Genomic DNA, 19,430 nt, shown 5'->3' with positions numbered 1-19,430 from the left:
CGAACGGGGCCGTCAGTGGCCCACCTGATCGGCATGGAGGGCATGGGCGTCACCCTCGGGGCCCGCCCGATCTTCGCCGACGTCACCCTCGGCCTCGACGACGGCATGCGCGTCGGCGTGCTCGGCCGCAACGGCGCCGGCAAGTCCACGCTCCTGAAGATCCTCGCCGGCACCGCCACCGCGGACGCCGGCCGGGTCACCCGCGCCGGCGGCACCCGGGTCGCGGTCCTGGACCAGGCCGACGCGCTCCCCGCTGGCACCACCGTCCGCGACGTCGTCCACCCCGGCGTCGACGAGCACGTGTGGGCCTCGCAGGCCGGCGTGCGTGACATCCACGCAGGCCTCCTCGCCGACGTCTCCCTCGACGCCGACGTCGCCACGCTCTCGGGCGGGCAGCGCCGCCGCGTCGCGCTCGCCCGCGTGCTGACCGAGGAGGCTGAGGTCCTGATCCTCGACGAGCCCACCAACCACCTCGACGTCGAGGGCGTGGACTGGCTGGCCCACCACGTCCAGGAGCGCTACCGCCGCGGCGTGGGCGCGCTGGTCGTGGTCACCCACGACCGGTGGTTCCTCGACGCCGTGTGCACCCGCGTGTGGGAGGTCGTCCCGGGCCACGACGGCCCCGGCGGCCGCGCGCCCGTCCCGGGCCGGGTGGAGACCTACGACGGCGGGTACGCCGCCTACGTCCTCGCGCGCGCCGAGCGCGCCCGCACCGCCGCCGTCGCCGAGGAGAAGCGCAGCAACCTGCTCCGCAAGGAGCTCGCGTGGCTCCGCCGCGGCGCGCCCGCCCGTACCTCCAAGCCGAAGTTCCGCCTCGACGCCGCCGCCGAGCTCATCGCCGACGAGCCGCCGCCCCGCGACCCGCTGGAGCTGACCCGGCTCGCCACCACCCGGCTCGGCAAGGACGTCCTCGACCTCGAGGGCGTCACGGTCACCTACCCGCTGCGCCCGGGCGAGGCCGCCGACCGCGCGGCCGCCCGTCCAGGGACGGCCTTCGGCGGGACCCGCACCGTCCTCGACGACGTCACGTGGCGCCTGGCACCGGGGGAGCGGGTCGGGCTCGTGGGCGTCAACGGCGCCGGCAAGTCCACCCTGCTGCGCCTGCTGGCGGGGACCCAGCAGCCCACCGCCGGCCGGGTGAGGCGGGGCAAGACGGTGCAGGTGCGCACCCTGTCCCAGGAGACCCGCGAGCTCGACGAGGTCGCCCACCTGCGGGTGATCGAGGCCGTCGAGGAGGTGCGCGGGCGCGTGGAGGTCGGCGGCAAGGAGCTCACCGCCGGCCAGCTGGTCGAGCGGCTCGGCTTCACCCGCGAGCGCGCGTGGACGCCGGTGCGCGACCTCTCCGGCGGGGAGCGGCGGCGCCTGCAGCTGCTGCGCCTGCTCGTCGCCGAGCCGAACGTGCTGCTGCTGGACGAGCCCACCAACGACCTGGACACCGACACGCTTGCCGCGGTCGAGGACCTGCTGGACGGCTGGCCCGGCACCCTCGTCGTCGTCTCGCACGACCGCTACCTCCTCGAGCGGGTCACCGACCACCAGGTCGCCCTGCTCGGCGACGGCCGGCTGCGGGACCTGCCCGGCGGCATCGACCAGTACCTGCGGCTGCGCCACCAGCTGGAGGCCGCGGCGGACGAGTCGATGGCCCGGACGGCCGCGACGTCGGGCAGCACCGGCACGGCGGCGACGGCGGACGACGCGGCCGGGACGAGCCCCGCGGAGCAGCGAGCCGCGCGCAAGGAGATGGCCCGGCTGGAACGCCAGCTCGCGAAGGCGTCCGCGCGGATCGAGAAGCTCCACGCGCAGCTGGCCGAGGCCTCCGCCGGCGGCGACGTCGAGAGGCTGACCCGGCTGGCCGCCGAGTCCCGGGAGGCCGAGGCGGAGCACGCGACGCTGGAGGAGGAGTGGCTGGTCGCGGCCGAGGTCGCGGAGCAGTAGCCGCGCGACTTTTCGTCTCCGAAGTACGGGACAGGAGCGGTCGGTTTCCGGCAGGGTAGGTCCACCCGTCCGCCGTCGAAGGAGACGACATGGCCCTGCCCTGGAACACCGAGGTGCTCGACGCCCTTCAGCCCATCCTCGAGGCGGGCGCGGGCGCGCCCGCGCCCGCGGTGGGGGACGTCGCGACCCGGCGGGCGAACTCCGAGGCGCTGTTCGGGGCGATCAGCGCCACCGTGCCGGAGACCGGGGTCAGCGTGCACGAGTTCCGGACCACCTCGGCGGACGGCGCCGTCGTGCCGCTCCGCCTGTACCGGCCGGTCGGGCCGCCCACCGGCTCGCTGGTGGTGTACTTCCACGGCGGCGGCATGATCCTGGGCAGCCTCGACAGCTACGACGCGATCATCAAGGCGAACGTGGCCGCCGCAGGGGTCCCGTTCCTGGCCCCGGAGTACCGTCTGGCTCCCGAGCACCCGTACCCGACGCCGGTCGAGGACTGCTACGCCGCGCTCCTCTGGGCGGCGGAGAACGCCGACGACATCGGGGTCGACGGCGACCGGATCGCCGTCGCGGGCGACAGCGCGGGCGGCGGGCTGGCCGCCGGCGTGGCGCTGCTCGCGCGGGACCGGCAGGGCCCCGCGCTGGCGCGGCAGATCCTCGTCTACCCGATGCTCGACGACCGCACCACCAGCCCCGACCCCGCCCTCGGGGACGTGCTCACCTGGTCGTTCGAGGACAACGTCACGGGCTGGTCCGCCTACCTCGGCGCGCTCGCCGGCGGCGAGGAGGTGCCGGCCTACGCCGCGCCCGCCCGGGCCCAGGACCTCGCCGGGCTGCCGCGGACGTACATCGACGTCGGCGGTCTCGACATCTTCCGCGACGAGGACCTCGCCTACGCCCAGCGGCTGTGGCGGGCAGGGGTGGAGACGGAGATCCACGTTCACCCCGGCGTGCCGCACGCCTTCGAGGTGCTCGCCGGCCAGGCGGACGTCTCGCGCCGCGTCCTCGCGGACCGGGCACGGTATATCGCACAGATCTGAGCGACGGCGCCGGGCCGGCGCCGCCTGTCAGGCCTCGAACGGGATGAGCAGCGAGCGCAGGGAGTCGCTCAGGTGCCGGCGGTCCGGCTCCGGCAGGACGCTCAGCAGCGACCGCTCGGACTCGAGGAGCTGGGACATGGCGGCGTCCACGCGCCGCTTGCCCTCCGGGGTGAGCCGGACCTTGACCACCCGGCGGTCCGACGCGTCGGCCGCGCGGACCACCAGGCCGTGGGCGACCATCCGGTCGATCCGGTTCGTCATGGTGCCGGAGGAGACCAGGGTCTCGGCGATCAGGCGGCCGGGCGTGAGCTCGTACGGCTCGCCGGCCCGCCGCAGCGCCGAGAGCACGTCGAACTCCCACGCCTCGACCCCGTGCTCCGCGAACGCCGAGCGGCGCGTCAGGTCCAGGTGCCGGGCGAGGCGGCTGACCCGGGAGAAGACGTGCAGCGGCATCGGCTGGAGGTCGGGACGCTCGCGCTGCCACGCGTCGACGATGCGGTCCACCTCGTCCCGGGGGCCGTCGGACCCGCGGACGGTGTTGCCCCCGGTCGGCTCCGCTGCGTGCATCCTCCGAGATTACTCGACATCGAGATAAATCTCCGGGAAGCCCGTCGCGGCGGCCGCGTCACGCCTCCGCACGGGTGCGGGACCTTGAGCGCATCTTGAGGTCGTGCGCGTGAACTCTTGGCCGAATCTTGAGCGCAACGCCCCGCGGAGTTGAGGGGCCGGCGACAGGATGACGCCATGCCGCCCCTCGCCGTCTACGTCGCCGCCGTGGCCCTCACCGGCCTCAGCTGCTTCCTCGGCGACCGCACGCTCTTCCGGCGCCTGCGGGTGTCCGAGGCCGGCGTCATCGGCTTCGCCTCGGTCACCCTCGGCGTCGTGGCGCAGCTGCTCGCCGCGCCCGGCTGGGCGCTGGCCACCGTGCCGGTGGGTGTGTCCCTGCTGCTGCTCCTCGCGCTGATGGGGACGAAGATCCTCGAGGGCCTGCTGACCTACCTCGCCGCGGGGGTCTACTACGTGGGCCTGCACGTGGTGGCGAGCAGGTTCTTCGGGCTGGACGTCCTCATCCCCGGGTGGCCGCTGGGCTGAGGTCAGCCCGTCCGGACCGTCGTCAGGCGCGGCGAGCGTTCCAGGCCCGAGAGGCCGTTCCACGCCAGGTTGACGATGTGCGCCGCGACCTCACGCTTGTCGGGGTGTCGCGCCTCCAGCCACCACTGACCCGTCAGGGCGATGAGCCCCACCAGCATCTGGGCGTACATCGGGGCCGCGCCGGGGTCCAGGCGCCGGGCCCGGAACTGCTCGGCGAGCAGGTGCTCCACCTGGCTGGCGACGTCGCCGATGAGGGAGGAGAAGGTGCCCGTGGCCTGCGCGACGGGGGAGTCGCGCACCAGGATGCGGAAGCCGTCCGTGTTCTCCTCGATGTAGTCGAGCAGCGCGAGCGCCGCACGCTCCACCACCGCCTTCGGGTGCCCGCCGGCGCTGAGCTCGTTCGTGAGCATCCCGAGCAGGCGCTGCACCTCGCGGTCCACCACGACGGCGTAGATGCCCTCCTTGCCGCCGAAGTGCTCGTACACCACCGGCTTGGACACCTTCGCCCGCGCCGCGATCTCCTCCACGCTCGTGCCCTCGAACCCCTTGGACGCGAACAGCGCCCGCGAGACGGTCACCAGCTGCTCCCGGCGCTCGCTGCCGGTCATGCGCACGCGTGGCGAGGTCTTCGTCTTGGGCGTCACCCGGCCCATCATGCCCTGCCGGTCGGCGGCGTGGGTCCGAGGCGCAGCCCGGCGGTTTCGGCCGCCGGCCCGGCTGCTGGCACACTGGTCGCGCGCGTCGCGCGGTCCGCCCTGGTGTAACGGCAGCACGCAGGCCTTTGGTGCCTTGCGGTCCGGGTTCGAATCCTGGGGGCGGAGCCCGGCGCCGAGCCTCATCTGCAGGGCCGCCCGGACCCGCGTGGGACGGACGGCCGGGGCGGGGCCGGCGCTCGCGACGCTAGAGTGACCCCTGCACGACGCCCGGGGCGACTCCGGGCGGTGATCCACTCAAAGGGAGCTGGCGTGAGCCTGACCCGTCCTGCTGCTGTCGTCGTCCTCGCCGCGGGTGAGGGCACCCGGATGAAGTCCCGCACCCCCAAGGTGCTCCACGGCATCGGCGGACGGAGCCTCCTCGGGCACGCCCTCACCGCCGCTCGCGGGGTGGACCCGCAGCGGCTCGCCGTCGTCGTCCGCCACGAGCGCGACGCCGTCGCCGCCCACGCCGTCGAGCTCGACGGCGACGTCCTCGTCGTCGACCAGGACGAGATCCCCGGCACGGGCCGCGCCGTGCAGTGCGCCCTCGGCGCGCTGGACGCCGCCGCGCACGCCGCGTCGCTGGTCCACGCCGAGCCCGGGCACGCCGGGGAGTCCGCCGCCCCGGTGCTCGAGGGCGCCGTCGTCGTCATGGCGGGCGACACCCCGCTGCTCGACGCCGGCACGCTCACCGAGCTGCTGCGCGCCCACGCCGAGGACGGCAACGCCGTCACCGTGCTGACCACCACCGTGGAGAACCCCTTCGGGTACGGCCGCATCCTGCGCGAGGGCGGCGCCGTCGTCGGCGTCGTCGAGGAGCGCGACGCCACCCCCGAGCAGCGCGAGATCCGCGAGATCAACACCTCCACCTACGTCTTCGACGCGGCCGTGCTGCGGGAGGCGCTCGGCGCCGTCGGGCAGGACAACGACCAGGGCGAGGTCTACCTCACCGACGTAGTGGCCCTCGCCCACCGCCGGGGCCTGAGCGTGCGCGCCATCTCCGTGGAGGACTCCTGGCTCGTCGAGGGCGTCAACGACCGCGCCCAGCTCGCGGCGCTCGGCGCCGAGCTCAACCGTCGCACCGTCGAGACCTGGATGCGCGAGGGCGTCACCGTGGTCGACCCGGCCACCACCTGGATCGACGTCGACGTCGAGCTCGCCCGGGACGTCACCGTGCTGCCCGGCACCCAGCTCCACGGCACCACCCGCGTGGGCGAGGGATCGACCGTCGGCCCGGACACCACGCTCACCGACGTCACCGTCGGTGCGGGCGTGAGCGTGGTCCGCACGCACGGCTCCCAGGCGGTCCTCGACGACGGCGCCACCGTCGGCCCGTTCGCCTACCTGCGCCCCGGCACCCACCTCGGCCCGAAGGGCAAGATCGGCACCTTCGTCGAGACGAAGAACGCCCAGATCGGCGCCGGCTCCAAGGTGCCGCACCTGACCTACGTTGGCGACGCCGAGATCGGGGAGGGCACGAACATCGGTGCCTCCTCCGTCTTCGTGAACTACGACGGCGTCGAGAAGCACCGCACCGTCATCGGCTCCCACGCCCGCACCGGCTCGGACAACATGTTCGTCGCCCCCGTCACCGTCGGGGACGGCGCCTACACCGGCGCCGGCACCACCATCCGCGAGGACGTCCCCCCGGGCGCCCTGTCCGTCACCGGCGCCTCCCAGCGCATCATCGAGGGGTGGGTGCTGCGCCGTCGTCCCGGCACGGCCGCCGCCCTCGCCGCCGAGAAGGCCCTGGCCGACGGCGGATCCGGGCTCTCCCCGCAGGCGCGCGCCGAGCGCGCGCGCACGGCGGGGGGCGCGGGCACCACCACACCCCGGGACCAGCAGGCACCCGGCACCACCGACGAAGGGGACACCCAGCGATGACGGGGATCACCACCCACGGCGAGAAGCGGCTCGTCCTGGTCAGCGGACGGGCACACCCGCAGCTGGCCAAGGACGTCGCGCGCGAGCTCGACATCGAGCTGCTGCCGACCACGGCCTACGACTTCGCCAACGGTGAGATCTACGTCCGGTTCAACGAGTCGGTGCGCGGGTCGGACGTGTTCGTCCTGCAGTCCCACACCTCGCCGATCAACCAGTGGCTCATGGAGCAGCTGATCATGGTGGACGCGCTCAAGCGTGCGTCGGCCAAGCGGATCACCGTGGTGGCACCGTTCTACCCCTACGCCCGTCAGGACAAGAAGCACCGCGGGCGCGAGCCGATCTCCGCCCGCCTGGTGGCCGACCTGTTCAAGACGGCCGGTGCCGACCGGCTCATGAGCGTGGACCTGCACGCCGCGCAGTCCCAGGGCTTCTTCGACGGACCCGTGGACCACCTGTGGGCCCAGCCGATCCTCACCGACTACGTCCGCTCCCGCATCGACCCGGCCCGCACGTCCGTCGTCTCCCCGGACGCCGGCCGCATCCGCGTGGCCGAGATGTGGGCCGCCAAGTTCGGCGGCGTCCCGCTGGCCTTCGTGCACAAGACCCGTGACATCAGCAAGCCGAACCAGGCCGTTGCGAACCGCGTGGTCGGCGAGGTCGAGGGCCGCACGGCCGTCCTCGTGGACGACCTCATCGACACGGGCGGCACCATCGCCGAGGCGGTCAAGGTGGTCCTGGCGGCGGGTGCGTCCGACGTCATCGTCGCCGCCACGCACGGTGTGCTCTCCGACCCGGCGGCCCAGCGCCTCTCCGAGTCCGGCGCCCGCGAGGTCATCGTGACCGACACGCTCCCGATCACGGCCGACAAGCGGTTCCCGCAGCTGACGGTCCTGCCGATCGCCCCGCTGCTCGCGCGCGCCATCCGTGAGGTCTTCGACGACGGCTCGGTCACCTCGCTCTTCGACGGCGTGGCCTAGCCGCACGCACGCCGCCCCGCCCTACCGGGGTCTCGGCTCCGCTCGCCTGCTGACCGTTCCGGTGTGCGTTTCGGTGCGCGGTCCGCATATCGGTGCTCGATCCACGATCCGGTGCCCGGTCCGCGTTTCGGTGCCCTATCCGCGTTTCGGTGCCCGCAGCAGCGTGCACCCGAAGACGGAACGGGCACCGAATCGCGGTGCTGCACCGAGTCCTTCCTGAGAGCAGCCCGCGGGCCGACAGCTGTCCACATGCTCGGCGCCGCTCCCATCATCCACAGCGCCGCGCGTGTGCCGGCTGACCACGGGGCACCGTACGGCCCATGGAGTCGACCCGAGCATCCGGCCTGGTCCTCAGCGGCGACATGGCTGCACAGGGGATCGGTCCCGGTGAGATCCGTCGAGCGGTACGGGACAACGTCCTGGCCAGGGTTCGCAGGGGCGCCTACCTTCCGGCATCGGCCTGGAGCGGCGCGCGGCCAGCGTCCAGGTACCGCTTCTTCGTCCAGGCCACGGCCGCCGCGATGCGGACCCCGGCCGTGCTCTCCCACGAGTCGGCAGCCGTCATGCACGGAATCCCACGGATCGGCCCGTGGCCGGAGGTGGTCCACGCTGTCCGGGAGCGCACCACAGGCGGCCGGTCCAGCGCCAAGATCGTGCGCCACGGTGTTCCGCAGATGCCTGACGTTGTGGTCGTCGACGGCGTCGCCGTCACCGGCGTCGCCCGTACGGTGATCGATCTCGCCCGAAGCTCCAGCTTTCTCACCGGTGTCGTCGGGGCGGACCACGTCCTTGCCAGCGGCATGTCGACGAGGGAGGAGCTCGAGCACGCCCTGCACGAGGTCAGGAGGATGCACGGCTACCGCAAGGCTCGACAGGTCCTTGACTTCGCCGACGGGCGGTCACAGTCCGTGGGGGAGTCGCTGAGCCGGGTACGCATGCACGAGATCGGCCTCCCGGCGCCCGACCTGCAGGTGGAGTTCCGGGACGACGACGGGTTCGTCGCCCGGGTCGACTTCTGGTGGGAGTCGCTGCGCCTGGTCGGGGAGTTCGACGGTCGCGGGAAGTACGTGCCGGCCGACGCCGACGAACGCCTCAGCACGTCCGAGGTCGTGTACCGGGAAAAGCAGCGGGAGGACAGGCTCCGACCGCTCGTCTCGTCGCTGGTGCGGTGGGGATGGCGGGAGGCCTGGAACCGGACCGTGCTCGAGACGGTGCTGGCGCGCGTCGGTCTGCGGCGCTCTCACTAGAACTGCCTTCGCACACCCGGCCCGTCCGCACGTGAGTGTGGGTAGCGCCCGTTCCGGTGCGTCTTCCTTCCTCCGGTGCCTGCAGGAGCAGGCGCCAGAGAATCGAAGACGCACCGGAACGACTGTCTGCCGCGGGGCGGCGGGCGCTTCCTTGTGCGCGGCGGAGGCAGGGAGCTTCGGGGGTCAGGCGGCGGGAGCTCCAGGTGTCAGGTGGCGCCGATCAGGTGGCGCGGAGGATCGCCCTCACTCCACGGGCAGCCGCCGCTCGAGGAACTCGGTGGTCCGGCGCCACGCGTCCAGCCGTGCCGGCTCGTGGAGGAACATCGGGTGCGGGTTGTCGAAGGCGTGGCCGGCGCCGTCGTGGAGGTAGAACTCCACCTCGGGTCCCTCCACGGCAGAGCGGATCTCCTCGACGGTCTCCAGCGGGATGTACTCGTCCGCGGTGCCGAAGTGGTGCAGGCTCGGCACGTCGACCCGGTCCGCCAGAGGCAGCAGGCGGGGCAGCGCCGAGCCGTAGTAGGCGACCAGGACGTCGACGTCCGCGACGGCGGCCACGTTGAACGCCAGGCCACCGCCGAAGCAGAAGCCCATGACGCCCGCGCCGCCGGAGACCTCGGGGCGGGCGCGGAGCGTGTCGAGGGCAGCGACCGAGTCCGACACGGCCAGCTCCCAGTCCACCTGCTGCAGCAGCGCCATGGCCTGCTCCATGAAGTCCGGGCGTGACTCGTCGACCGAGCCGTCCAGCCGCCAGTAGATCTCCGGGGCGAGCACGACGTAACCGAGCTCGGCGAGGTCCGCGCCGCGGCTCCTGATGTAGTCCGAGACGCCGAAGATCTCCTGCAGCAGCAGGATCCCGGGGCCGGTTCCCGACGGCGGGAGCCACAGGTGCGCCGGCATGTCGCCGTCCCGGGTGGGAACGGTGACGAGAGAGGTGGTGACGGTCATGGCGGGTACGTCCTCCTGACGGGTCGGGCCCCGGACGCCGGTGCCTCGGTAGGAGTGTGCCGGAGGACGTCCGGCACCGCAGGGGCGCGCGCCGCGGGGCCGTCACGCGCGGCGGCTCGGCGCACGCCGGTCCCTGCCGGTGGGCGCGGGGGACGCGAGCCCTACCGGTGAGCGAGACGGGCGGCGCGGCCTCGCTCGGCGGGCGGGGTGCGGAACCGCTCGATGGGGTCCGGGATGGTCAGCCCGTTCTCGCGCCCGTGGTGCCACAGCACGCCGGCGATGCCCACGAGCACGAACAGCACCACCGTGACCTGGGCGAAGCTGAACAGGTCGAACAGCAGACCGGACACGGCGATGGCGGCGATCGAGGCGGTGACCGCCTGGGCGCGGGAGGCGTCGGCGCGCGAGGCGGCCCGCAGTACCCCGCCCCGGGCGCTCGCGAGGGCCAGCGCGAAGAAGGCGATGACCGCCCCCACGAGAACGAGCCCGCCCTCCATGAGCGACATCAGGTACTGGTTGTCCAGCAGGGCGTACTCGTCCGGCAGGAACGTCCCCAGCCCCCGCCCGACCCACGGCGACTCCGCGAAGAACCTGTCGACGACCGGGTAGTCGGCGATCCGTGCGGTGACGCTGTCGTCCTCGGCCGCGCCGAGGAAGAAGCCGGTGATGGTGCCGAGGAGACCCGGCAGCATGGCACGGACAAGGACGAGCCCGCCGAGTGCGACCACCAGGAGGTTGAGCCGCTCGCGCACCGACAGGTTCACGGCGTAGACGACCATTCCCACCACGAGGGTCAGCACGGCGGAGCGCGTCACCGAGAGCAGCAGCCCCATGCCCAGGACGCCGGTGACCAGGAGCGCGAGCCAGCGGCGGTGAGCCGTGGCGGCGAAGCGCGCGAAGTGCAGCGCGATCGGTGCCATCGCACCGGAGATGACCCCGAACTCGATGGGATGGGTGGACGTGCCCTTGACGCGCACAAAGCCGCCGCGGTCGCCCATCCCGCCGACCTCCCGGGCGACGAAGCCCGGCGGACGGATCAGCTCGGCCAGGTCGAACGGCACGACGAACTGCGCCATGGCGATGAGGGTGCTGAGCACGGCGCCCGCCAGGAGGTACGTCAGCAGCATGTCCGCCTTCACCGCGTCGCCCAGGCTCGCGATGCCCAGCGCCACGACGATGAGCGGGAACATCACGAGCGCGACGCGGATCGACCCCGCGAACTCGACGCCCGTGAGCGGGCGCAGCTGCGCGGCGGCGAAGGAGACCGTCACCCCCAGCAGCAGGACCCAGCAGGCAGCCTCGGCCGGCGAGGTCAGGCGCCCGGGTGCCGGACGTCGGAGCCACCCCAGCAGGACCGCTGCGGCGATCGCGAAGATCAGCAGGCGCGGGGGCCAGCCGTTGGACTCCAGGGGGCCGGCCAGCACGAGCGCCGACGGGATCGCCAGCGTCACCAGCGGGACGAAGGACAGCGCGAGCCACGGGCCGGGGCGGTCGCCCCACGCTCCCGGGCCGGGCGCGCGGGTCAGCTCACCGAGCTCTTGACGACTCATGGCTCCGTGCCACGACCGGGTCGCTGCTCGTGCCCGGACCCGGTGTGAGCCGGCCGGTCATGCTCAGCCTGGGTGCCGGTGACGCGACGGCCGGGTGGCCGGCGGGCGCCGTCGCGGGGCCGGCGGTCGCCGTCGCCGGCTCGTCACCGGGCCCGGGAGCGGGTGCCGGACCGGGTTCCGGCGCGCCGCGGCGCCGTGCGCCGCGACGGTGCTCCAGGCCCATGTCGAGCAGCGTGGCCAGGGCGGCGGCGACGCCGAAGCCGATGACGACGATGGCACCCGCCGTGCGGAAACGGCTCGGCGTGACGTCCTCGATGGCGTCCGTGGGAACCGCCGGTGCGAGGTTGTACCGGGCTCCCTCGGTGGCGCCCGCCTCGGCCTGGAACTGGTCGAGGATCGTGGCCGCCTTGACCGTCACCTCGCCGAGGATGGCGTTCACGGTCGCCGGCGACTCCGCCGTCGCGATGATCTGGATGATGGGGTCGTCCCGCGCGGGGTCCGCCTCGATCGTCTGGTTCCGGTCCGGGTCGAGACCCAGACCGTCCTCGAAGGAGGCGCTGTTGAGGTTGCGAGCGAGGACGGCGGCGGCGAGGTTGGGCCCGCTGTACGGGTTCGCCTCGTACGGCTCGACGATCTCTCCGGTGACGGGGTCCGGCGGCGGGGGCGGTGGCTCCACCGGCGCCAGCACCGTCACCGACACCGACGACGAGTACACCGAAGGGACCGACTGATAGGCCTGGTAGGCGAGGATCCCGGCGAGCAGCATGACGGGGAGCGTCACGTACCAGCGGCGGAAGGTCGCACCCAGAATCGTGAAGAGATCCATGAAGTCCTCCAGGGGTCGTGCTGGAAGGCTAGGTGTTCTTTTTCCGTCGCACCGGCGTTTCGGCCGGGGAACAGTCCCGGGCTTCTGGTAGGGGGCGCAATCGGCGGATCTGCCGGGCCGGGTCCGGTACGTTCCCACGCATGCGAGGGCCGTCGCCCCGTCGAGGAAGGACCCGTCATGGCTGCTCTGACCGACGTTCTGATGATCACCTACAACAGCCCGCAGCACGTCCGGGTCTCGTTGCCGCACCTGCTGTCCACGTGCGACGAGTGGACCCGGGTCTGGCTCTGGCACAACGGCGACGACGAGGAGACGCTCGCCGTCACCTCTGAGCTCGCCGAGGACCCGCGCGTGCACAGGTTCCACCACAGCCGCGAGAACGTCCGGCTCACGGCCCCGACGAACTGGCTGTGGACCGAGTCCGACGCGACCTACGTCTCCAAGGTGGACGACGACTGCCTGCCCGCGCACGGGTGGATCGAACGGTTGCGCGACGCCCACGACGCCAACCCGCAGTTCGGCGCGGTCGGCTGCTGGCGCTTCATGGAGGAGGACTTCCTGCCCGACGTCGCCGGGAAGAAGATCGCCACGTACGACGGCGGACACCAGCTGCTGCGGAACCACTGGGTCCAGGGCAGCGGCTACCTCCTGCCGCGGGAGATGGTGACCCGGCAGGGCCCGCTGCGGCAGGGCCAGTCGTTCACGCAGTACTGCCTCGACCTCGCGCGCCGCGGCGCCGTCAACGGCTGGGCGTACCCGTTCATCCGGGAGGACAACCTCGACGACCCGCGCTCGCCCAACACCCTGTTCAAGGACGACGAGGACTTCCGGCGGCGCATGCCGCTCACGGCGCAGGCCCTCGGGATCACCTCGGTGGCCGACTGGGCGCGCCAGGAGCACGAGTCGGCCGTCGCCGTGCAGAGGGCGTCGCTGGACCTGCGCGAGTACTCGGGCTGGCGCGCGAAGCGCCGGGGTGCTCGCAGGCGGCTGGAGAAGCTCGTCCGGGGTCGCGGGAGCTGGTAGCGGCCGGCCGGCGTCAGCCGTAGGCGGACCGGCGACGCTCTGCCCGCTCAGCTCCCGCTCTGCTGGCGGGTGAGCTCGGTGACCTCGCGGTAGAAGCTGTTCGTCGCCTGCAGCTCGGACGGCGGCGCGAACGCCTCGAGCCGGCCGTCGGCGACCACCATGATCCGGTCGCAGAAGGACAGCGTCGAGAGTCGGTGCCCCACCATGAACAGCGTGATGGAGCCCTTGAGCTCGTGCAGCGAGTTCTTCACGAGGGACTCCGAGCGCACGTCGAGGGCGCTCGTGGGCTCGTCGAGGACGAGGATCTCGGGCCGGTCGGCGAGGGCGCGCGCCAGGCAGATCCGCTGCCGCTGGCCGCCCGAGACCGCGGCGGCGCGCTGGCCGACCACCGTCTCGTAACCGTTCTCCCAGCTCATGATCTCGTCGTGGATCTGCGCGCGCCGGGCGGCCGCCTCGATGTCCTGCTGCGTGAGGTGGGAGCGGTAGAACCGGATGTTGTCGGCCACGGTGCCCCAGACGAGCTGCGGGGTCTGCGGCACGTACGCGACGCGTCGCTGCCACTCGTCGCGACGGAACTCCCGCGCGTCGGTGCCGTTGACCTCCAGGGCGCCGGCGGTGGGGATGCGCAGCCGCAGCAGCAGCTGGACGAGCGAGGACTTGCCGGCGCCGGAGGGGCCGGCGATGCCGATGGCCTCCCCGCGCCCCACCGAGAACGTCAGGCCCTTGAGGACCTCGGTGTCGGGGCCGTAGCCGAAGCGCACCCCCCGCATCCCGATCCGCTCGACGACGTCGGGCAGGTGGCGGTCGCCGTCCTGGCGGGGGTTGGCGGTGTAGCGCTCCACGGCGTCGGCGAGGTGGTGCATGAAGGGCACGCGCTCGTCCAGGCCGGTGACCGCCGTCTGCACCTGCTGCCCGTAGGTCAGGGCCCGCAGAAGGATCAGCACGACGGCGGCGAGGCTGGCGATCTCGCTCATCCCCACCAGGGCGATGACCCCCAGGGCGAGAACCAGCAGCAGCAGCGCGACGCTCTGGTAGAGCGCCGGCACGCCCTGGGCGAGGAAGCGGGTGCGCAGCATCGGCCGGCGGATGCCGTCGATCTGGCGGTGGAAGGAGTCCAGGTACTCCGGTGAGGCGCCGAACACCTCGGTCTCCTCCGCCATGAGGACGACCTCCTGGACGCCCTTGGAGTACTCGATGTTCTCGGAGCTGAGCGCGGCGGCGTGCCGGCGCAGGCGCCTGGACACCGGTCGCAGCATCAGGAAGATCCCGGTGGAGACGACGCTGAGCATCACGGCGGCAGGCAGGCTCAGCACGAAGGCGGAGACCAGCAGCGTGACGAACACGAGGGCGGCGGAGATCCCGGTGCCGAGGGTGATGATGGCGTAGCTCGTGGCGTTGACGTGCGTGGTCATCAGGGACTGGAACTGCCCGTCGCGCTCCGACGCCTTGACGGGCCAGGCCGCCCCGGTGAAGGAGTCGAACAGGAGCCGCCGCAGGTTCGCCACGGCGTGGGCGGACATGCTCGCCGGCAGGTACGCCAGCATCAGCTGCAGCGCCCCCCGCACGATCGCCATGCCGACGCCGACGGCGAACATCACGTCGAGCGGCTCGCTCAGGCCGACCGGCCCGAGCTTCAGCGTCACCTCGGTCGCACCGTTGCTGAGCGCGCCGGCGATGGCGCCGACGATGGCAAGCAGCGCCGCCTCGGCCACACCGGCGACCACGGAGCCGGCCACCAGCAGGACCATCTTCAGCCGGGAGGTCTGGAAGAACGGCGCGAGGCGTCGCCAGGCCGCGCGCGCCTTGCGGGCGACGGCGAACGGGTTGGAGCGCCCTCTGGGCGGGGGCGCATCTGCTTTCGCCGGCACAGTGCTCCCTTCGCTCCGTACGGCCGGGCTGCGGGCCCGCGCTCGGCACACGCTAGCCGCGGCGAAGTTCCGGCGGAGGCGAATGCGGCCGCTTTCGCAGCGGTCGGCGCACGGCGGTCCGGGTGGTCCTCCGGTGGGTGGCGTCGTCGCCGGAAACCGACCGGTGAATCCGGACACCGCGCGCAGAGCGCGCCCTACAGTGCGTCTCGTGGAGCTCGCCACACTGCTGGAGCCCGGCAGCCGGGTCATCGACGTCGGAGCCGACGGCTCCGAGATCGCCGCTGCGCTGGCGGCCGCGGGCCGGGAGCGGTACCTCGGGCTCGTCCCCCCGCCGAGGCTCGACGCCGTCCGGGCCGGGGCCGGGGCGCTCGCGGGCCGCTTCGTCGCCCTGGAGCCCACCCTCGTGGCCCGGAGCAGCGCGGACGCGGTCATCCTGCGCGCCGAGCTCGCGCCCTATCTCTGGACCTTCCGGGACCTGAGCCACGCCCGGCTCGTCGCCGTGGAGCGCCGCGGCGGTCTCCGCGCCCTCGAGACACGGATGGCGGAGCTGCTGCCGCGGCTGCGTGGCCGCGCCACCCCGCGGGGCCGGTACACGTGCGGCGGGCGGGAGTTCGACGTCCTCGAGCTCGCCGGCACCCGGCGGCGCCGGGCGCGCCGCTACCTCTCCCCGTACTGGGGCGTGACGGGGCTCGTCGAGCGCCTCCAGGAGCACGGGGTGCGGTACGCCGCGCTGCGGTGGTTCGAGACCCTGCCGGAGCTGGAGCCGGGGGAGGACCTGGACCTGCTGGTCGCGGACGAGGACCTCGCCACTGTGGAGGCCCTCCTCGACGAGGAGCCGGGGACCATCCCGGTGGATCTGTACAGCGAGTCCGGCCAGACCGGCACCGACTACCACGGCATGTCGTACTACCCGCCCGCGCTCGCTCGCCAGCTCCTGGACCGGGCGGTCGTGCACCGGAGCGGGTGCCGGGTGCCCGCACCGCTCGACCACCTGCACTCGCTCGCCTACCACGCCGTCTACCACAAGGGCCCGAGCTCGGGCCTGGCCTCACGCGCCTCGTCGTGGCGGGAGCCGGACCCCGAGCACGACTACACCGCGGTGCTCGGCGACCTCGCCGGCCGCCTGGGCGTGCCGCTGGAGCTGACCCTCGAGGGCGTCGACGAGCACCTCGCGGCCGTGGGCTGGCAGCCGCCGCCCGACACGCTGCGCCGCCTGGCCGCGACCAACCCGTGGATCCGTCCGCCCGACCTGGACGACGCCGAGGTCCCGGAGCCGGCGGTGTTCCTCGTGCGCGAACGGACCCTGGACGTCCTGGCCATGGAGGACGTCCGCCGGGTGGTGGGCACCCTCGGCTTCGAGATCGTGCTCGAGCGCGCGCTCGACGACGTCGCGCGCCGGCGGTGCGCCGAGGCGATGCGCGGCGGGAACTGGAGCCGCGGCCCGTTCCCGCGCTCGGGAGGCGGCCCCGCCGTCGCCGTCGTCACGCTGCACCACGGGCCCCGGCGGCCGGGCGCCGCGCTGCGGGAGCGGTACCCGTGGCTGTCCAACACCGACATCTACCTGGCGAAGACGCGCATCCGCGACCTCGTCGCCGCCCGGCTGCCCGAGGGCGAGCGCTTCAACCCCGTGCACTCCTCCGACAACGAGCCGGAGGCGTGGGAGTACGTCGAGCTGGCGGTTCCGGACGAGGCGGAGTCGCTGGGGGCGGAGGTCCGCCGCCGGCGTGAGGAGTACGCCACGGACGTCCCGGTCGTCGCCGTGCTGAGCCGCGGCCGCCGCGCCAAGGTGGAGGTCGTCGAGCACGACGGCCGCCTCGCCGTCCGCAAGACGTTCGCCCGCCCGGCCCGGGCGCACCTGGAGCGCGAGCTGCGCGGGCTCCGCGAGCTCGCCCCCGACGTGCCCGTCCCCGACCTGCTCGGGACCGGGCCGAACTGGTTGCTCACGAGCTTCCACCCGGACCGGCTGCGCATCGCGGACCGGCCGGGCGGCCGGCTGGTCCCGCTCCGGGCCGCGCGCGGGATGGTCGACGTCCTGCGGCGGGTCCACGCCCAGGGGTACGACCTCATCGACGCCAAGCCGCAGAACTTCCTCCTCGGCCCCGACGGGCTGCGGCTCATCGACCTGGAGTTCCTCCACCGCTACGACGGCGAGCCGCCGGAGTTTGAGCACCTGTACGGCTTCGTGGGGGTCCCGGACGACTTCGACGGCGACCTGCCTTTCGTCGACGACCTCTCCTACGACCTGCGCTGGCGCCCGTACGTCGGCCTGTCGATGGAGTCCCTGCTCCACGACCCCGCCTGGGTGCAGCACCTGCGACGGACCGCGTTCCGGCTGACCCGGGTGGTGACCGGCTCCAGCGAGCCCGTCCGCCGGGTCGGGCGCGCCGGGCGCCGGGCGGCCCGCGGGGGCCGGCGCAGCGCGGCCACGGCGTACCGGGCCTGGGCGCGCAGCCGCGTCCCCAGCCTCGTCGGCGGCGCCCGATGAACGGCCGGCCGCCGGCGCCGGCGGTGATCGTCCCGGCGCACAACGAGGAGTCGGTCATCGCGGACGGGCTCCGCGCCCTGCTCGCCGACGCGCGCCCGGGCGAGCTCGACGTCGTCGTCGCCTGCAACGGGTGCACGGACGCCACGGCGGACCGCGCCCGGGAGGCGGCGGCCGCGCTCGGGCACGACGTCACCGTGCTCTCCCTGGCGGAGCCCTCGAAGGTCGCCGCCATCCGCGCCGCGGAGGAGATCGCCACCGGCTTCCCGCGCATCTACCTCGACGCCGACGTCCGCTGCCCGACGGTGACCGCCCGGGCCATGATCGCGGCCGTCCGGGACGGGGCGGCCGTGGCGGTGCCGCGCCGGGTGCTCGACACCGCGTCCGCCGGCCCGGTGGCCCGCGCGTACTACGAGGGGTGGGCCTCCCTGCCCTGGGTGCAGGAGCAGCTCGCCGGCCGGGGCGCCTACACGCTCGGCCGGGAGGCGCGGGCCGCGTTCGGCACCTTCCCGGACGGCATCGCGGACGACCGCTTCGCCACCACCCGGGTGCGCCGCGAGGAGGCGGTGATCGTGCCGGAACCGGTCGTGGTCCGCCCGCCCGGCCGGCTGCGCGAGGTGCTCACGGTGCGCCGCCGCGTCTACGCCGCCAACCAGCTGGTGGACGGCCCGGCGCACGACGCCGCCCGCTCCGAGCGGTTCGCGGGGCTCGGCCGTGCGGTCCTGGCCCGTCCCGCGCTCCTGCCCGCCCTCCTCACCTTCAGCGCGGTGACCGCAGTCGCCAAGGTCTCCGCGGGCATCGCGGTCCGCCGCGGCACGGTCGCCTGGGGCCGTGACGACCGGCGCGGCGGTGCCGCGGGCCCCTCGGCACCGGCCGCGTCACGCCCCGCGGTGCGCGCCGGCGGGGCCGCCGGGACCACGGCCCCGGTCGACGTCGTGGTGCTGACCTACCGCAGCGCGGGCTACGTGCGCGAGTGCCTCGAGGCCGTGGACGCCGCGCTGGCCCGCGTCCCGGGAGCGCGCATCATCGTGGTCGACAACGGCTCCGGCGACGATCTCGCAGCGGCGGTGGACGGCGTGTCCGACCGTCTCGAGCTCGTGCTGCGGGACGTCAACGACGGGTTTGCCGGCGGCTGCCACGCCGGCGCCGCCCGCTCGGACGCCGCCCGGCTGCTCTTCGTCAACCCCGACGCCGTCGTCGACGCCGGCGCCGTCGAGGCGCTGCTCGCCTGCGCGGAGCGGCACCCGGAGGCGGGCATCGTCGGCGGCCGTTCGGTGACCGACGGGGGCGGCACGGACCCGCGGTCCTGGTTCGGCAGGCCGACGCTGTGGTCCGCCGTCTGCTTCGCCACCGGCCTCTCGAGCGCCTTCCCCGGCTCGCGGCTGCTCGACCCCGAGTCCTCGGACCGGTGGCGTGGCGAGGCCCGCGAGGTCGGCGTGGTCAGCGGCGGGCTGATGCTGGTGGAGCGGCGCGCGTGGGACGCCCTGGGCGGCTTCGATCGCGACTTCTTCCTCTACGGCGAGGACGCCGACCTGAGCCTGCGCGCCCGCCGCGCGGGCTGGTCGCCGCGCGTGTGCCCGGAGGCCCGATTCCGCCACCGGGTCGGGGCGTCGTCGGCCGGGTCCAACCGGCTGCCGCTGGTGCTGCGCGGGCGCGTGACGACGTACCGCAAGAACCTGCCGGCGCCGTGGGGCCGGGTCGCCGGCGAGCTGCTCGTGGTCGGCACCGGGCTGCGGGCTCTCGCCGCCGGGCTGCGCCGACCCGGCGGACGTCCGGCCATGGGGGTGGACGCGTGGCGGGACGCCTGGCGCCGTCGGGCGCAGTGGCGCCGCGGCTGGCGCGCGGGAGAGCGTCCCTAGCCGGGCCTGC

16 protein-coding genes, 1 tRNA gene and 1 pseudogene are annotated in these 19,430 nt (G+C 73.9%); 11 read left to right on the top strand and 7 right to left on the bottom strand.

Annotated elements, in window-relative coordinates; translation table 11 throughout:
* Nucleotides 1-15 precede the first annotated feature (15 nt).
* Both ABD774_RS18630 and ABD774_RS18625 read left to right on the top strand, forming a co-directional pair.
* The gene (locus ABD774_RS18630) at nt 16-1,935 is read left to right on the top strand and encodes an ABC-F family ATP-binding cassette domain-containing protein (RefSeq protein ID WP_345044583.1); all 1,920 of its coding nucleotides are present in this window, start codon (nt 16-18) and stop codon (nt 1,933-1,935) included.
* 89 nt (nt 1,936-2,024) lie between these two features.
* Nucleotides 2,025-2,972, top strand: coding sequence for an alpha/beta hydrolase (locus tag ABD774_RS18625; RefSeq protein WP_345044580.1), 948 nt, complete (start codon nt 2,025-2,027; stop codon nt 2,970-2,972).
* 27 nt (nt 2,973-2,999) lie between these two features.
* Here ABD774_RS18625 and ABD774_RS18620 read toward each other — a convergent pair whose 3' ends face one another.
* Nucleotides 3,000-3,539 (bottom strand): MarR family winged helix-turn-helix transcriptional regulator, encoded by a 540-nt coding sequence (locus ABD774_RS18620; RefSeq protein ID WP_345044577.1) that lies wholly within the window; start codon nt 3,537-3,539, stop codon nt 3,000-3,002.
* A gap of 177 nt (nt 3,540-3,716) precedes the next feature.
* On the opposite strand from ABD774_RS18620, the gene ABD774_RS18615 reads away from it, so the two are divergent.
* Nucleotides 3,717-4,064, top strand: a complete 348-nt coding sequence (locus tag ABD774_RS18615; protein ID WP_345044575.1) for a hypothetical protein — start codon at nt 3,717-3,719, stop codon at nt 4,062-4,064.
* Between the two features lie 2 nt (nt 4,065-4,066).
* On the opposite strand, the gene ABD774_RS18610 is transcribed toward ABD774_RS18615, so the two are convergent.
* A complete protein-coding gene (locus ABD774_RS18610) occupies nt 4,067-4,672 on the bottom strand; it encodes a TetR/AcrR family transcriptional regulator (protein WP_345044627.1) in 606 nt (201 codons plus the stop codon).
* A 141-nt stretch (nt 4,673-4,813) separates the two neighbouring features.
* Between ABD774_RS18610 and ABD774_RS18605 the strand changes: the two genes are divergently transcribed.
* The 4 genes and pseudogenes from ABD774_RS18605 to ABD774_RS21750 form a co-directional block, all read left to right on the top strand.
* Nucleotides 4,814-4,885 (top strand) — tRNA-Gln (locus tag ABD774_RS18605).
* A gap of 144 nt (nt 4,886-5,029) precedes the next feature.
* Entirely contained in the window at nt 5,030-6,643 is a 1,614-nt protein-coding gene (glmU, locus tag ABD774_RS18600; RefSeq protein WP_345044572.1) for a bifunctional UDP-N-acetylglucosamine diphosphorylase/glucosamine-1-phosphate N-acetyltransferase GlmU, read from the top strand.
* Nucleotides 6,640-7,620, top strand: a complete 981-nt coding sequence (locus tag ABD774_RS18595) for a ribose-phosphate diphosphokinase (protein ID WP_345044569.1) — start codon at nt 6,640-6,642, stop codon at nt 7,618-7,620. Before glmU ends, ABD774_RS18595 begins: the two co-directional genes overlap by 4 nt.
* A gap of 320 nt (nt 7,621-7,940) precedes the next feature.
* Nucleotides 7,941-8,018, top strand: a pseudogene (locus ABD774_RS21750) (hypothetical protein); the annotation flags it as partial.
* 44 nt (nt 8,019-8,062) lie between these two features.
* On the opposite strand, the gene ABD774_RS18590 reads toward ABD774_RS21750, so the two are convergent.
* Complete coding sequence (locus tag ABD774_RS18590) at nt 8,063-8,185, bottom strand: hypothetical protein (protein WP_345044567.1); 123 nt, start codon at nt 8,183-8,185, stop codon at nt 8,063-8,065.
* Between the two features lie 109 nt (nt 8,186-8,294).
* Here ABD774_RS18590 and ABD774_RS18585 point away from each other — a divergent pair, with 109 nt between their 5' ends.
* Nucleotides 8,295-8,867 (top strand): hypothetical protein, encoded by a 573-nt coding sequence (locus ABD774_RS18585; RefSeq protein WP_345044564.1) that lies wholly within the window; start codon nt 8,295-8,297, stop codon nt 8,865-8,867.
* Between the two features lie 243 nt (nt 8,868-9,110).
* On the opposite strand, the gene ABD774_RS18580 is transcribed toward ABD774_RS18585, so the two are convergent.
* The 3 genes from ABD774_RS18580 to ABD774_RS18570 all read right to left on the bottom strand — a co-directional run bounded on the left by ABD774_RS18580 (nt 9,111) and on the right by ABD774_RS18570 (nt 12,188).
* Nucleotides 9,111-9,812 carry a dienelactone hydrolase family protein gene (locus tag ABD774_RS18580; RefSeq protein WP_345044562.1) on the bottom strand — a complete coding sequence of 234 codons (702 nt, stop codon included), beginning with the start codon at nt 9,810-9,812 and terminating at the stop codon, nt 9,111-9,113.
* A gap of 161 nt (nt 9,813-9,973) precedes the next feature.
* The gene (locus tag ABD774_RS18575) at nt 9,974-11,362 is read right to left on the bottom strand and encodes an O-antigen ligase family protein (protein WP_345044560.1); all 1,389 of its coding nucleotides are present in this window, start codon (nt 11,360-11,362) and stop codon (nt 9,974-9,976) included.
* Entirely contained in the window at nt 11,340-12,188 is an 849-nt protein-coding gene (locus tag ABD774_RS18570; protein ID WP_345044557.1) for a hypothetical protein, read from the bottom strand. Before ABD774_RS18570 ends, ABD774_RS18575 begins: the two co-directional genes overlap by 23 nt.
* A 177-nt stretch (nt 12,189-12,365) precedes the next feature.
* Between ABD774_RS18570 and ABD774_RS18565 the strand changes: the two genes are divergently transcribed.
* Nucleotides 12,366-13,211, top strand: a complete 846-nt coding sequence (locus tag ABD774_RS18565; RefSeq protein WP_345044554.1) for a glycosyltransferase family A protein — start codon at nt 12,366-12,368, stop codon at nt 13,209-13,211.
* Nucleotides 13,212-13,258: 47 nt separating this feature from the next.
* Here the strand turns inward: ABD774_RS18565 and ABD774_RS18560 are convergent, their stop codons facing one another.
* Entirely contained in the window at nt 13,259-15,079 is a 1,821-nt protein-coding gene (locus ABD774_RS18560; RefSeq protein WP_345044551.1) for an ABC transporter ATP-binding protein, read from the bottom strand.
* A gap of 208 nt (nt 15,080-15,287) precedes the next feature.
* Between ABD774_RS18560 and ABD774_RS18555 the strand changes: the two genes are divergently transcribed.
* Both ABD774_RS18555 and ABD774_RS18550 read left to right on the top strand, forming a co-directional pair.
* Nucleotides 15,288-17,564, top strand: a complete 2,277-nt coding sequence (locus tag ABD774_RS18555; RefSeq protein WP_345044549.1) for a BUD32 family EKC/KEOPS complex subunit — start codon at nt 15,288-15,290, stop codon at nt 17,562-17,564.
* Complete coding sequence (locus ABD774_RS18550; protein WP_345044546.1) at nt 17,561-19,420, top strand: glycosyltransferase family 2 protein; 1,860 nt, start codon at nt 17,561-17,563, stop codon at nt 19,418-19,420. The genes ABD774_RS18555 and ABD774_RS18550 overlap by 4 nt, the downstream gene beginning before the upstream one ends.
* Nucleotides 19,421-19,430 lie beyond the last annotated feature (10 nt).

The sequence above is a fragment of the Georgenia daeguensis genome, assembly GCF_039537705.1.
In the GTDB taxonomy this organism is placed as follows: domain Bacteria; phylum Actinomycetota; class Actinomycetes; order Actinomycetales; family Actinomycetaceae; genus Georgenia; species Georgenia daeguensis.
Note: the sequence above shows the minus strand (reverse complement) of the source record. Positions and strands in the feature narration are given on the sequence as shown.

Excerpts from the sequence above, each read along its gene's own strand:
- ABD774_RS18625 (WP_345044580.1), top strand. The coding sequence starts at position 2,025 with ATGGCCCTGCCCTGGAACACCGAGGTGCTCGACGCCCTTCAGCCCATC.
- ABD774_RS18615 (WP_345044575.1), top strand. The coding sequence starts at position 3,717 with ATGCCGCCCCTCGCCGTCTACGTCGCCGCCGTGGCCCTCACCGGCCTC.
- ABD774_RS18565 (WP_345044554.1), top strand. The coding sequence starts at position 12,366 with ATGGCTGCTCTGACCGACGTTCTGATGATCACCTACAACAGCCCGCAG.
- ABD774_RS18580 (WP_345044562.1), bottom strand. The coding sequence starts at position 9,812 with ATGACCGTCACCACCTCTCTCGTCACCGTTCCCACCCGGGACGGCGAC.
- ABD774_RS18575 (WP_345044560.1), bottom strand. The coding sequence starts at position 11,362 with ATGAGTCGTCAAGAGCTCGGTGAGCTGACCCGCGCGCCCGGCCCGGGA.
- ABD774_RS18570 (WP_345044557.1), bottom strand. The coding sequence starts at position 12,188 with ATGGATCTCTTCACGATTCTGGGTGCGACCTTCCGCCGCTGGTACGTG.
- ABD774_RS18585 (WP_345044564.1), top strand. The coding sequence starts at position 8,295 with ATGCCTGACGTTGTGGTCGTCGACGGCGTCGCCGTCACCGGCGTCGCC.
- ABD774_RS18590 (WP_345044567.1), bottom strand. The coding sequence starts at position 8,185 with ATGACGGCTGCCGACTCGTGGGAGAGCACGGCCGGGGTCCGCATCGCG.
- ABD774_RS18550 (WP_345044546.1), top strand. The coding sequence starts at position 17,561 with ATGAACGGCCGGCCGCCGGCGCCGGCGGTGATCGTCCCGGCGCACAAC.
- ABD774_RS18595 (WP_345044569.1), top strand. The coding sequence starts at position 6,640 with ATGACGGGGATCACCACCCACGGCGAGAAGCGGCTCGTCCTGGTCAGC.
- ABD774_RS18610 (WP_345044627.1), bottom strand. The coding sequence starts at position 4,672 with ATGACCGGCAGCGAGCGCCGGGAGCAGCTGGTGACCGTCTCGCGGGCG.
- ABD774_RS18620 (WP_345044577.1), bottom strand. The coding sequence starts at position 3,539 with ATGCACGCAGCGGAGCCGACCGGGGGCAACACCGTCCGCGGGTCCGAC.